The sequence below is a fragment of the Methanocaldococcus sp. genome (genome assembly GCF_024490875.1).
Lineage (GTDB): Archaea > AGJL01 > Methanococci > Methanococcales > Methanocaldococcaceae > Methanocaldococcus.
Genome location: NZ_JACCLX010000014.1, coordinates 1 through 12664 on the forward strand (window position 1 = coordinate 1; position 12664 = coordinate 12664).

Annotated in this window: 15 protein-coding genes and 1 pseudogene; 4 read left to right on the forward strand and 12 right to left on the reverse strand. The window is 25.9% G+C overall.

What is annotated here, in order from left to right:
• Nucleotides 1-667: 667 nt before the first annotated feature.
• Nucleotides 668-913, reverse strand: a complete 246-nt coding sequence (locus HZY31_RS02620) for a hypothetical protein (RefSeq protein WP_297317919.1) — start codon at nucleotides 911-913, stop codon at nucleotides 668-670.
• Between the two features lie 716 nt (nucleotides 914-1629).
• On the reverse strand, nucleotides 1630-2082 hold the full coding sequence (locus HZY31_RS02625; RefSeq protein WP_297317920.1) for a C2H2-type zinc finger protein: 453 nt from the start codon (nucleotides 2080-2082) through the stop codon (nucleotides 1630-1632).
• A gap of 232 nt (nucleotides 2083-2314) precedes the next feature.
• On the opposite strand from HZY31_RS02625, the gene HZY31_RS02630 reads away from it, so the two are divergent.
• Nucleotides 2315-2680 carry a hypothetical protein gene (locus HZY31_RS02630; RefSeq protein WP_297317921.1) on the forward strand — a complete coding sequence of 122 codons (366 nt, stop codon included), beginning with the start codon at nucleotides 2315-2317 and terminating at the stop codon, nucleotides 2678-2680.
• Between the two features lie 79 nt (nucleotides 2681-2759).
• Here the strand turns inward: HZY31_RS02630 and HZY31_RS02635 are convergent, their stop codons facing one another.
• Nucleotides 2760-2984: a hypothetical protein gene (locus HZY31_RS02635; protein ID WP_297317922.1), complete on the reverse strand. Its 225-nt coding sequence runs from the start codon at nucleotides 2982-2984 to the stop codon at nucleotides 2760-2762.
• Nucleotides 2985-3422: 438 nt separating this feature from the next.
• Here HZY31_RS02635 and HZY31_RS02640 point away from each other — a divergent pair, with 438 nt between their 5' ends.
• Nucleotides 3423-5762: an AAA family ATPase gene (locus HZY31_RS02640; protein WP_297317923.1), complete on the forward strand. Its 2340-nt coding sequence runs from the start codon at nucleotides 3423-3425 to the stop codon at nucleotides 5760-5762.
• A 6-nt stretch (nucleotides 5763-5768) separates the two neighbouring features.
• On the opposite strand, the pseudogene HZY31_RS02645 reads toward HZY31_RS02640, so the two are convergent.
• The 7 genes and pseudogenes from HZY31_RS02645 to HZY31_RS02675 form a co-directional block, all read right to left on the reverse strand.
• Nucleotides 5769-6205: pseudogene (locus HZY31_RS02645) on the reverse strand (EVE domain-containing protein).
• A 123-nt stretch (nucleotides 6206-6328) separates the two neighbouring features.
• Nucleotides 6329-7162, reverse strand: a complete 834-nt coding sequence (locus HZY31_RS02650) for a PIN domain-containing protein (RefSeq protein WP_297317924.1) — start codon at nucleotides 7160-7162, stop codon at nucleotides 6329-6331.
• The gene (locus HZY31_RS02655; RefSeq protein WP_297317925.1) at nucleotides 7149-7430 is read right to left on the reverse strand and encodes a hypothetical protein; all 282 of its coding nucleotides are present in this window, start codon (nucleotides 7428-7430) and stop codon (nucleotides 7149-7151) included. Before HZY31_RS02655 ends, HZY31_RS02650 begins: the two co-directional genes overlap by 14 nt.
• 68 nt (nucleotides 7431-7498) lie before the next feature.
• A complete protein-coding gene (locus HZY31_RS02660; protein ID WP_297317926.1) occupies nucleotides 7499-8278 on the reverse strand; it encodes a hypothetical protein in 780 nt (259 codons plus the stop codon).
• 10 nt (nucleotides 8279-8288) lie between these two features.
• Nucleotides 8289-9047 (reverse strand): ATP-binding protein, encoded by a 759-nt coding sequence (locus HZY31_RS02665; RefSeq protein WP_297317927.1) that lies wholly within the window; start codon nucleotides 9045-9047, stop codon nucleotides 8289-8291.
• Nucleotides 9034-9228, reverse strand: a complete 195-nt coding sequence (locus tag HZY31_RS02670) for a hypothetical protein (RefSeq protein WP_297317928.1) — start codon at nucleotides 9226-9228, stop codon at nucleotides 9034-9036. The genes HZY31_RS02665 and HZY31_RS02670 overlap by 14 nt, the downstream gene beginning before the upstream one ends.
• Nucleotides 9176-9838 carry a helicase HerA domain-containing protein gene (locus tag HZY31_RS02675; RefSeq protein WP_297317929.1) on the reverse strand — a complete coding sequence of 221 codons (663 nt, stop codon included), beginning with the start codon at nucleotides 9836-9838 and terminating at the stop codon, nucleotides 9176-9178. The genes HZY31_RS02670 and HZY31_RS02675 overlap by 53 nt, the downstream gene beginning before the upstream one ends.
• Before the next feature lie 217 nt (nucleotides 9839-10055).
• On the opposite strand from HZY31_RS02675, the gene HZY31_RS02680 reads away from it, so the two are divergent.
• Nucleotides 10056-10292 carry a winged helix-turn-helix domain-containing protein gene (locus tag HZY31_RS02680; protein WP_297317930.1) on the forward strand — a complete coding sequence of 79 codons (237 nt, stop codon included), beginning with the start codon at nucleotides 10056-10058 and terminating at the stop codon, nucleotides 10290-10292.
• Between the two features lie 143 nt (nucleotides 10293-10435).
• Here HZY31_RS02680 and HZY31_RS02685 read toward each other — a convergent pair whose 3' ends face one another.
• Nucleotides 10436-10783 (reverse strand): HepT-like ribonuclease domain-containing protein, encoded by a 348-nt coding sequence (locus HZY31_RS02685; protein WP_297317931.1) that lies wholly within the window; start codon nucleotides 10781-10783, stop codon nucleotides 10436-10438.
• A gap of 13 nt (nucleotides 10784-10796) precedes the next feature.
• Complete coding sequence (locus HZY31_RS02690) at nucleotides 10797-11093, reverse strand: nucleotidyltransferase family protein (protein ID WP_297317932.1); 297 nt, start codon at nucleotides 11091-11093, stop codon at nucleotides 10797-10799.
• Between the two features lie 719 nt (nucleotides 11094-11812).
• Here HZY31_RS02690 and HZY31_RS02695 point away from each other — a divergent pair.
• A complete protein-coding gene (locus HZY31_RS02695; RefSeq protein ID WP_297317933.1) occupies nucleotides 11813-12334 on the forward strand; it encodes an acylphosphatase in 522 nt (173 codons plus the stop codon).
• The last annotated feature ends 330 nt before the right edge of the window (nucleotides 12335-12664 follow it).

Sequence of the window (12664 nt, forward strand, 5' to 3'; positions counted from 1 at the left end):
CATATTTTATTTTTCCAACATTTTCTGGGTTTAAATCACTAACTATAACATTTTCAGGACCAAATATATTAACAATTTCTTTAACAAATGCTGGTTGAAACCCAATAATTCCAATCTTTTTTGGTTTCAATTCTTTTAGATATTTAACAAGATATTTTAATTTCAACACCTACATATAGCAGATTATTTTCTTCTGCAAGATTTTTAAAACTTCTTTAACATTTACCATAGTCACCACCATTTAAGTTTTTATATTGTATATAATCTTTCTGAACATATAAAATTCATCAAAATAGTTCTAACTTCGAACCTCTAAAAGAGATTGAAAAAGTAGATTTTTATCTCTACACATTATCATCAGCTAGTATTATATTAACAGTTTAACAGCTATCTGTAGAATGATTACTATAGAACTATAAAAAATGAAAATAGGTTGTTATTTAAAGAAGTGGAATAATTTTGGAATACAATATTAGGAAAGAGGAGTTTAGTTTTTTTGCAACTCCTCTTTCTATATGGATTGTTTTTTAATTTAAATCAAATGTAATTAAATACATACATGAATTAGAATACTCCTCTTTCTTATATTTAAATAGTTTTTCCATATTTTTTCTCTAAAAACTCTTTAAATAACCCTCTATTTGATAAAATAAAGTCGATCATGTCGTTAATGAGATTTGAGAATGGGTAAGGTTGATAATCTTCCCGAGATTTGAGAGCATAGAGCCTTTAAAAATTCATATTTAGATTTTGGAAAACTAACTCCTTGTGTTTTTCTTCCCTCTTTTTTATTATTTTCAATACTTTGAATTAGAAGATTATATTTTTGTATAAGCCACTCATCTAACTTTTTATACTCCTCTTTCTTATTTAGAGAATTCTCCTCTGGTTTATTGTTGAACAACTTGAACATATTATCATACTCTTATATATAGATTTTTAAGATTGTTAATAAATACTTAGAATTGATTTGAATACAAACATTATATAATTTTATATTATCAAATTATATAATAAAATGTTGCAATATCTTGCATTATATTTTAGTTGTTAATTTACTTCTTATTTTATAAATTTTAAATAATTTTGATTATTTACTAAGTGCATGGATTTGCAAAGTTAAATTGGTTGTAAAAATTATCCACCATTACCACGATGTTATATATTTAAATACTCTTAAAAATTTATGTGAAGGTATGGGGTGGTAGTAAATACTGCAGCATATAATATTTCTTAATATATAGGCTTTTTTAACACCATTTAATAAAAAACACAAGTAACTATTTGTTTTTAATATTGTTAGTAGTTTATACCTTCAAAGATATTGTTATACTCCATAAGGTATCATAACATACATATGGCAGCCATTTTACTAATCCTGAATATATCCCCCTCCCCATTGTAATATATAGTATACGCTTACTTCTTCATAACTATATTCTCACTAAGCATATTACACACTATGATTAGCAAGGTTGCGAGTAGATCTTTTAAAAAAGAGATAATCGAAAGTACATTTTAGACATATTATCAAATACAATAGTAACATTTATACATAAATAAAAAATAGTGATGTCATTACTTTTTTATGATGTGAAAGGAGTCATAAAAAAATAATTAAAATGGAGGTTAATTATTCTCGTTTTTATTCTCATTTTTATTTTCTTCTTTTTCTTTTTTAGACTCCTCTTCTAATGGGATGACACTAACAATATGTCCTTTATGTAGTATGATCCTTCTTGGGGGCTTATCAAATCCTTTAGGTATATAATCGCTATCCAAAACCATTATCGTATATCTATCCTTTGCCTTAACCAATCCTTTTATAGTAGTCCCATCTTCTAATATAATTAAACACTTTTTCTTATGAGCAAACAAATACATATAATCTTTGTATTCTATCATCTCCCTATTCTGTTTCTGTTGCTGCTTCTTCTTATTCATCTTTTCAGCCTCCTTTTTTAACTCTTCCTGATGCTTACTCTTAATATGCTTTAACACTGCCTTCTTATCCGCATTCTTGTAATCACAATATGGACACTTATAAAAAACACCCTCTTTAGGTATCTCTAACTTTTGCAATACTTTATATCTATATCCATCCTTATCAACTCTCCAAAAATTTTTCCTCCAACCTATTAAAAGTAAGGTAGTTTAAATATATATTGATTTATTTTTATGTGTTAAGATTAATTTAATAATATTTCTTATTTCTCTAACCTTTTGAAGAAAGTTTTGAGGGGGTAATTATTGGTTATTAAAGTTGCAATTGATACAAATATTTTAGGATATTTAGGAGAGTACGGAAACAACTTTGAAAAAATCTATAAAATCAACTAAAAAACTAAACGAAGAAATAAATAAGATGGAAAGTGCATATGCATTTGCAAAATTAATATGTAGCAATACCCGAATCAAAGGTATTATTCCATTAATGGTGGCATATGAATTTAGACATGCACCACAATATGTAAAAAAAAGAGTTTTTGAAAAGTGGGCTGACTGTTTTCATTGGTCTAATAATATCAAAATATACAAAAGAGCAAAAAGTTTAAAACTGCCTCCAACTTTGAGCCACTTAAAACAATCTGACCTAAAAATAGTATATGAATCATCAAAATTAGGTTGTCAACATTTAATTACATTTTACAGAACTGATTTAATAAAAGAAAAAAAATAAAAAATTGATAAAGCCAGAATTCAAAAAGAAACTAAAAATCTCCCCGCCAGAAATATTATCCCCTGATGAATTCCTAAACTTATTGTATATCCCTAAACACTAAATTTATAACACCACCTACTTTTTTTGCTTCTGTTCCAAATTTTATCATCTCATCACAAAATTCTTCATGACTCATTTTATTTAATCTATCCTCAACTTTTCTAATCCATTCTGGAAGTTCGTCATAATCTACATATTTTGTCTTCCTTATTCTGCTTTGTTTTTTAATTAACACAGCTCTAATGACTTTTTTATATTTCATAATTTCACCTAAAATATTATAGTGTTTTTTATACTTTATTTTATTTTCCCAAGTGTTAGTATTGGTCGTTTAAAATTCCAGTACATCACGCAATCCTCCTTTTTTTAATTTTTTAAAGATAGAGTCAAATATCTCATCTAATTCCTCCTCACTTAATTTTTCAATTTTATTTTCTGCCATAATAAGCCATGCGGGTTTTTTATACTCCTCTTTTTTAGTTTTAATCAGTTTTTTAGCAATAATTTAGTATATTTTTTTTATAATTTATATTTTATTCTTTAGTTCTAATTGGAAAATACTTAGCTGGTTTAAATCCTTAACATCCTTCTATAACTGGCTGCTCTCAGACTCTAAGATAATTCTATTCTAATTAATAATAACCTTTAAATAATTAAAATATTAAAATAAATACAATGATAAAAATAAGGTGGAGTTCTTATGAAGATTAAAGCTATTGAAGTTAATAGCTTATTTTCTTATGATAAGTTTAAGATTGAATTTAATGAGGGCAATATTGCTGTTATCGTAGGCCCAAATAATGCTGGAAAATCAAATCTATTTAGGGTTCTTAAATTTTTAAAGGATGTAATAAATGATGAAACAAAAGAAATAAAGTCTGTTAAAGACATTAATAAGAAAACTATAGCTGAAGAAGTTCAAAATTATTTACATAATAAGAGTAGAAGATTTGCTAAAATTGTTGTAGATATTGAATTTGATGATTTTGAGAAAGAGATGTTAAAGGATTATTTTAAATGTTTTTTTAAATCTAATTATCTGCAATTTAAAAAAATATGTGATGAATTAGGATTTGATATTGAGGATAAATTAGTAAAGTTGTTCTCTAAGGGAAAATTTATTTGGGAGTATAATGGAGAACCTTCTGGAAGAGTAGTCCCTTATTATCAGATTCCAATAAAAATGTTAATAAACGAAAAATTAAAAGAAGAATTTAATAAATTATCTATATTTAATCCTGAGATTCTTAAATCTAATGAGAAAGAACTACATAAATTTTGTAGTTTTATATTTGATATAAATGATGTGTCAAAGGAGGATATAAAAAAATTCTCAAAGGATAATCAACACTATTTAATAGATTTGAACTCCATTATACACCATTTATCAAAAAAATTAAATGATGATATATACTTTAATATGGACAAAAGGAATGGGTATCTCCTATATAATTCCCAAAATGAGCCTATCTTTGAAGTTAAGGTTTGGGGGAGTTGGGATACACAGGTTGGAGGAATTTATAACTTCCTTAAAAAATATCCACTAAAGGCAAAAGACACTATATTTTTAACATTATTACTAGTAGGGTTGTACTGCCTTAAAGATGGTAATTTATCATATGATAAAATTTTAAAACATTGTAAAGATAATCCTTCAGATAATAGACTATTTGAAAAAGCAAAAAATATTTTTAAATATGTGGATAGACAATTTGATAATAACAACTTATTATTCCATCACTTTATACTAAAACTCTTTGATAAAGCAACTGTAAAATTTAAAGAAGTTAGAAGTTACCCCAAAAAATATAAAATATCCTCTATTAATGAATTAGAAAATAAAAATTATGAAGGAAATGGCAATGATTTGGCAAAATACTTATTCTATTTAAAGAATGCTCATGAAATAAACATTATAAACAAATATAATAGGATTAGAAATTCCTTTAAAGATATTTTTAAAACTGAAAAAATAGATTTCGATGTAGTTATTAGTCATGATGGTAATCGTGATGGTCATCTTGAGGTTGTTATTACATTCGAAGATAAACAGTTACAGTTACCTATTGATAGAGTAGGCTCTGGAATCTTTGAAGTTTTAAATATCTTGGCTGTGGTTATTGGGGCGGAATATAAAGTTATATTATTAGATGAGCCAGCATTACATTTGCATCCAGTTTATCAGAAAAGATTGTTGGAAGAGTTTAAAAAGTTAAATGAAAATGGAAATAACCAAATTATAATAATAACCCACTCACCCTATTTCGTAGATTCTAAATTATTAGAATTAGAAAATACCTTTAGATTCTATAAAGAAAATGGTAAAACAAAGGCTATAAATGTAGGGAAATTAACTAAAAACAAAACACCAAAAGACTTTATAAAAAATGATGGTCTAATTCGTTCATTATTTGCCAACGGTGTTATTTTAGTAGAAGGAGATTTAGAATATATAAGCATTCCAATATTATTAAAAAAAGCAAATTGTGTATTGGAAGATTACAACATAGAAATTATAAATGTTGGAAGTAAAAAAGGGTTTAAAAAGTATGTTAAATTGATGAATGCTCTAAGAATACCTTGTGCTATAATATGTGATGGAGACACTGCATATAATCTTTATAACAAAAATAATAAGAAATGGACACTAAGTGATGAAAATTTACCATACATTGTTGAAGTATATGGAAATATAAAGCCATTTTGGATTAAGGACATAGAAACAATTTTAAACAATATTGAAAAGAAAATAAAAATGAAAAAATCAGCTTTAAAAACTGAAATTAATATAGACAAACCATTAGAAAAGGAACTTGCTAAATATGGGATTGAACCAATATACAATGAAATTAAAGATGATTTAAAGAATAAACTCTTAATATTCGCATGTAAAGAGTATGATTGGTCGGGATTTTTAGGAAGTAATGATAAAGATATTGAAAATTGCATGAAAAAAACTTATGAATTTAATGATAAAGAAAAACTAAATGAGTTAAAACAATTCATAAAAAACTTCAATAAATGTATTAATAACCTATAAATCTAATTAATATCCTTCCACAATCAACTTATAATCCTCCTCTGGGATTTCTCTCATAGCTTTTCCCATTAAATGACCACTCCACTTTTTTTGTTAGTAATGAATTTTAACTTTGGAATTAAATCTTTAAAATTAATAGGTGGCTCAAAAATCTTAATTTTTTTAAGTTTAACTCTATATGGAAACTTTTCATTAGGATTTCGTGGTGTAGGTTTGAATATTTTTGTAGTATCTTTATAAACCTCTGAAACTACTTCATATATGCCTCTAATGTATGGAGGTTTGTAATCCTTCCCACTTCTCTGAATTTCATAAATAATTAGTTTATCTCCAACTTTAACTTTATTTAGTGTATTCTTATGCCTCTCTGCCACTCCCCAAATATTCTTTTCTTTTATTACTTTCCAGTTATCTTCATTATTTATGCAGAGCCAATATGACATAGTATCACCCACAATCTTTTTGGAAGAATGTTTGTCTCAATAAAAAAATAAAATGGTGTAATGTTCGGAGATACTGAAAATGAAGAGGCAATCAAAATTTCAAAGAATTTCTCATATAATCAATCAAATATTTAAGCTATTGTTTGGTTTATAACTTTCTAAATTTTCTATTTCGTTGATAGCTTTAATTGTCTTATAAAATAAGTATCCAATGGCCTTTATGCTAAATTTTACAAATGACAATAAGGGTTTTAATATATTTTTTACACTTTCAATTAATTTTAGGAGCATATTTTTGAGTTTTTTAAGAGCTTCTTTAATTTGGTTTATTATTTTAGGTTTATTTGCCAAGAAAATAATGCCTAAAATTGAACTTAAAAATAGAATAATTAAGTAGTCATTAGGTATTTTTGATAGTGAGTTAAGGCCTTTTGTGACTATTATTCTCAATATTTCAATTATTTTTCCGATAATGTTTGTAATAATTTTTAGTATAGTAATAAGAATTGAACTGCATATTTTAAATGCTAATGGTATAGTAGTATTTAGAATGAAAAACGAAAATGAACCTTGACTGAATTCAGTAATTATAGCTTTTACTTTTCCAACTTTCCAAATTTTTACGATTTTTTGGTCATTAAAATCTTTATCATGTGTTATAATCCCATGGGCTTCAAGTGAAAGGGCTAAAGTTACAAAGGGGATGTCGTTTATATCCCTATGACCTATCAACTCGTATGCTCTTTTCCTCCAACTATTCAATTTCTTATCGCTTATTATTTTAATATTTGATAATATTTTATTAGCAATTTTTATTGCTTTGGATTTTGCTATATTTTCGTCAATATTTTTCTTCTTACATTTTTTTGGAAGGACGGTTTCAATTTTATCTTTTAACTCTTTCTTAATTAATGGTGGTGCGTATAATTCTATAAAAGGATTATTAGCAAAATCCAATATTCCATGGATATTTATCTTTTATAACATAAGATAATATCTGTGAGAATATAATGTTAGTATCTACAATTAATTTCAATCTAAACTCTCTACCTAATATATACATCAAATTCTTCTGAAAATAAATACCAACATATTTAATAAATTTTTTTCCTAAAAATTTTTCTACATTTTTCCATAGTTCATTAAATTCTTTATCAAACTCTCTAAAATGCTCCCACTCACAATTATGAAACCTTTGAGCTTCAATATTGTAGGAAGAAAGCATATTAATCACATTTAAAGGTTTATTAGCATTTATTCAAAAAGTTTAGTATCTATTGTTTTTACTTTTAATTATTTTATCAAATAATAGGGAATTTGTTTTATTTTAAATTCTGTTTTTAGAGGATACTCTTTTTTATCGGTTTTAATACCCTTTTCTGAGATAACTAACATTGGTAATGACAACTTAAAATGCTCTCTTTCAATGAATTTTTTTAAATCTTCTAATGCAGCGTTAAGCCCCACTTTTTCTACTTCAATAGGAATTGGTAATTCAATGTCAAAATCCTTTGAGAAAATGATTAATTTTAGGATTAGAACAATATCTGGGAAATCTTTTAGTTTGTAGTTTGGAATAATATCTTTAATCCTAACTTCAATCTCTCCATTTTTCTTTTTTTCTAATAAATTTACATAAAGTTCATTTTCAGAAATCATAAATTTAAAACCTCCTTTATAAGGGGTCTTAGGCAAATAATGAAATTTTTTTAATGTTTCTTTATTAACGTCGAAATCATCTATTTCTTCCTTTAAGAATTTAATTATCTCTTCAAAATCATCTCCTATTTTTGTTTGAAGTTCTTTTTTGTAATTTTCAAGTTTTTGTTTTAATTCATAATAATCGTCTGAAATTGTTTCATTTTCCTTATTTAAAATTTTTTGATAATAAGCAATATCTTTCTTCATATTTTCATATTCAGATTTTATTTGCTCATATTCATTTAAAAATTCATCAACATCTTTAAAACTCATTTTTGGAATTTTATAATTAATATTTTCTAAGTATTTAACTGCATTATAGGCATTTTCAACTTTGTTTAAATCGTTTTCATTATTTTGGTAAAAATACAAAAGTAGTAGATTAGAGATCGTTTAAAATCTCAAATCCATCTTCTCTTCCTAAAACCCCATCATACTTTTTAATTTTAACTAAAGCGGGGAGTGGGAGTGAAGAATCAACTATTACTGCCTCTCCAGTCGATAATTGAGGTAAATCTAAGGGTAAATCCTCTCCAATATTTTCAGAACTCTCCAAAATATATCTTTGGTCAGTAGGTTCTATAATCCTTAAAATTATCTTAGTATTCATTTGGGATAAGGTTGTAGGATTCAACTCTTTAGGCCTTTGACTTACTAATCCCAATCCAACCCCAAACTTCCTACCTTCCTTTGCTATTTTGCTAATCCAATATCCTGATCGATCTTTCAAACTCTTCACTGCAAAAATGTGTGCCTCTTCTATAATCACTAATGTTGGCTTTTCAAATACTTTAATTTCAACTTCTTCATCCTGAGCAGCCTTAATCCTTTCTTTTAAAACTCTCTTTAAAAATTCACCCACAATTGTTATTGCTTCCTCATTTTCAATCTTCTGGAGAGGAAGAACATTTATTTTATCACTCTTAAGGTTAAACATTCCATCATTATCGCCTAAAATGTTCTTATTTTTATTAATAAATAAATTTAACTTTTCAATAACTCTATTTATCGCCATTTCATCATCTTTTTTTAATGTTTTAGTCCTCCAGTATTTCCCATCATAATACTTAATCTGTTTATCCTTACCTCCAGAATTTACATTTTCGAGCCACTCCATAAGTTTTTCTTCAATTTTTTTCAAAATCAACTCCTGAAATTTGTTTTTTGTACATTTTACACTCATATTTTACAGTCTTTGCAGCATATACTAAAAATAATTTCTGAATTGATGAATTTTCTCCAATACCAAGTAATTTTGCTAACTGTTCTTCAGAAATGATAATTGGATCTAATTTTGCAGATAAAATATGAATATTCTCCATTTTTACTTTTTACATATTCTCCATGTGGATCTATTATTATAATATTAATCAATCCTTTTACTTTCTCAAGCAATTGTTGTGTTATTATAGCCACAGTGTTAGATTTTCCAGCCCCTGTCATAGCTAATATAGCAAAATGTATTGAACAAAGAGGTCTTGCTCTTAATTTAACTTTTACATACTCTCTTGTCTTTAATACCCCAATCTCAATACTACCTTTCGAAAATATTTTCTTCAATAAATCATCATCAGCCAAATAAACTTTCTCTAAAACCTTTATAGGATAAACATTAGATTCTATTTTTATATTATCCCCATTATCTCTTATCACTCCTAAAATTTTTGCATTTGCAATAAACCCAGCAGATTTTTCCAAAATCTTCTTTGAATATATTAACATATTAGACAATTCATCCACATCTCCTAATTTGTCCCTAATTAAAGCATTCGTCGATAATATTCTATTAATCTTAGCAAGAACCAATTCTCCACAAGTATTATTTACAACAACAAACTCTCCACACTTAACTCTATCAAGAGCCTGATCCTCTACCTTAAACTCATTAACATTTTTTGATGTTATAACTGCCCCCACTAACTCTCTATCCATACTATCACCAAATTTGTTTGATTATAAAGTAGGTCTATATTATATAATTGTCGGTATTTTTGAACAATACCAATTATTGGGTAACCAATATATATACTTTTTATTTTATGTATTTTTATATAGGAATAAATTAATAAAATAAAAAATATTATTGTCAGCATAGACCTACAAATAACATAAAACATTTAAAAAGAAACATTTAAAAAGAGGTGAAAAATTGACAAACTTAAATATAGATATTTCAGTTGAAATATTAAAAACACTTTTAGAAAGCCCAAAAACTCGGGGGGAAATCGTTAAAAAAGTTTGTGAAAAAAATCATAAACGAACTACTGTCTATTACTATATTACAAAATTAGAAGACCTGCAATTAATAGAATATTTTGAAAAAGATAAAAAAATATACTATAAAATTACTGACAGAGGAAAAAAATTCTTAGAAGCTTTCTTGTAAAAATATAATCAATAATATTTTAACTCTTTTATAAATAGCATTGGGGGTCTGACCAATATGGTTACCTTCTGAAACTGATATATAGGAATGTTAATTTTACTTACATTTCTTATTTTTCAATAGTTAGGAGCTTTTGTTATATATTACTCATCAAGATCTTTTAAAATTTTCTCGAATTCTTTTTTTAAAATGGGTATTTCATATTTTGCAGTTTCCCAAACAATAACATAATCTACTCCAAAGTATTGGTGAATTAATTTATCTCTCATTCCAGCCAGCTCTTTAAATGGGATATGAGGATATTTCTCCCTTAATTCAAAAGGAAGGTTTTTAACAGACTCACCTATAACCTCTAAACATCTAACTACAGCATATTTTATTGCTTTATTATTTAAAAACTCTTCATAATCAATATCTTTGGTGAAATTTATTATATCGTCCATGTGTTCTAAAATGTCATACAAAAATGCTTTTGGATCTCTTTTAGACATTTTAATCCCTAATTTAAATATATATTAAATCCTCCTCAATAGATTTTTTTAAATATGGATTTTGAATTGAATTTTTAGTTATTACATCAACTTTGATCCCTATCAATTCTGATAGATAATTTTCCAACTCAATTAATTTCAATAAACTTATAGGCTCGTAGTAATCAATTAATATATCAATATCTGATGTTTCCTTCTGCTCTCCCCTTGCATAACTACCAAATATACCAATAGATTTAATTTTATATTTTTCTTTTAGTTCTTTTTTATGTTCTAATAAGATTTTTTTTATTTCATTTAAAGTTTTCATACTATCCCCTATAGATTCTAACTATACTATATAATATTAATATGTTGCTAAGCATATAAAATTTTAAGTTAATATAATTTTTAAACTAATTCTCCTCCAAATGCTTTTTTTAATCTATAATTTGCACTCAAGAAGTATTGAAATTAATAATCAAAAAATAATATATTTCAGATCAAGAATTATCAATCTTGGGTAGGTTAATTGCTTTTATTTAAGTGATAAAACGATGAGGATTGGATTACTACTTTGTAGTGTTATTCTTAAAATCATCCACTTAGGAGATGTGTTTTTAATATACAGTATATATTGAACACACATTATTGACGTGGAACTACGATTTTTCAATCTCAAAGAATTAGCCGTTTTTTAACTATTCTGCAATATTCTTGCACTTAGCGTGCAATAATTTTTATTCATCTTCTTTTTTTAAAAATCTCAATGATTTGCCGATTATTGACATCACTAATCTTACCTTCTTTATATAGAATTGCAGCCTCTTCTCTTATAAATAAAAAAATGGAGAAATTTTGTATGAGTTGTCTGTCTAAATCTATGGTATTTTTACTCCTTTTTTCTATAAATATTGTAAAGTAATTTATTTATACAAATTAATTAATCTTTATATGGTCATGGTAATGGTCCCCATGTTATATATGCTTAAATTATAACAATAACATATTAGAAGTTAGAAGTGAAGTAAAATATTGATAGAGGATATTATGCCTTCCACTTCTGAGTTAATAATCTATGGGAAAGTTCTTCATGTTGGATTTAGAGATAAAATTGAAAATTTAGGCAGGATATTAGATATCAATGGCATAATATATAACCATAAGGATGGGACAGTTAGGATATTGGCAAACTTTGATTCAGAAAGGAAGAAAAAACTATTCAAAGAATTTATTAAGGAACTTGAAGATGTAGATAAGCTTATAAAGATAGAGAGGATTGAAGAGAGGGAATTAAATACATACATTGAGTTCCCAGAAGGGATTAATAGAATATCAGCAGATGATTTAATAAAGTTGAATAAAAAGTTGGATGAAGGAGTGAAGTATATTAAATTTATATTTGACTCATTAGAGGGGTTAAATGTTAAGATTGATAAGCAAACAGAAATATTGGAAAAAATGAATACTAAATTAGATAAATTAAATGCAAAAATAGATACGCAAACAGAGGCATTAAATGAAATAAAAGAAATTCTTAAAAGGATTGAACAAAAAATAGATAGAGAATAAATAAGAATATTTTTATTTTTCCATTAACAACACTGTTGAGGCTTTATCTTTCTATTTTTCTAAGAGAATATTTAAACCTATATATTATTGTCCAGAAATTTTTAACCGAAGGTAATCAAATTGTTCGATTACTTTTATACTCGAATATTCCTCCCTCACTAAAAATCCTTATTTTTTTATTTAGGGGATTTTAATATTATATTTTTAGATTTTAAAAATTTTTATGAAATTTCGAAGGGTCTTCTATTTTGATTAATTTGAATATTTAATTTTATTAAATTATTGAGATTTTTTGGAGATTTTTATAGTTTATTTTTATCTTTAATTTTC

What these genes read in the sequence shown, in the direction of transcription:
- HZY31_RS02620 (WP_297317919.1), bottom strand. Translation starts at nt 913, where the DNA reads ATGTTCAAGTTGTTCAACAATAAACCAGAGGAGAATTCTCTAAATAAG.
- HZY31_RS02635 (WP_297317922.1), bottom strand. Translation starts at nt 2,984, where the DNA reads ATGAAATATAAAAAAGTCATTAGAGCTGTGTTAATTAAAAAACAAAGC.
- HZY31_RS02640 (WP_297317923.1), top strand. Translation starts at nt 3,423, where the DNA reads ATGAAGATTAAAGCTATTGAAGTTAATAGCTTATTTTCTTATGATAAG.
- HZY31_RS02655 (WP_297317925.1), bottom strand. Translation starts at nt 7,430, where the DNA reads ATGCTTTCTTCCTACAATATTGAAGCTCAAAGGTTTCATAATTGTGAG.
- HZY31_RS02670 (WP_297317928.1), bottom strand. Translation starts at nt 9,228, where the DNA reads ATGGAGAATATTCATATTTTATCTGCAAAATTAGATCCAATTATCATT.
- HZY31_RS02675 (WP_297317929.1), bottom strand. Translation starts at nt 9,838, where the DNA reads ATGGATAGAGAGTTAGTGGGGGCAGTTATAACATCAAAAAATGTTAAT.
- HZY31_RS02685 (WP_297317931.1), bottom strand. Translation starts at nt 10,783, where the DNA reads ATGTCTAAAAGAGATCCAAAAGCATTTTTGTATGACATTTTAGAACAC.
- HZY31_RS02690 (WP_297317932.1), bottom strand. Translation starts at nt 11,093, where the DNA reads ATGAAAACTTTAAATGAAATAAAAAAAATCTTATTAGAACATAAAAAA.
- HZY31_RS02695 (WP_297317933.1), top strand. Translation starts at nt 11,813, where the DNA reads ATGCCTTCCACTTCTGAGTTAATAATCTATGGGAAAGTTCTTCATGTT.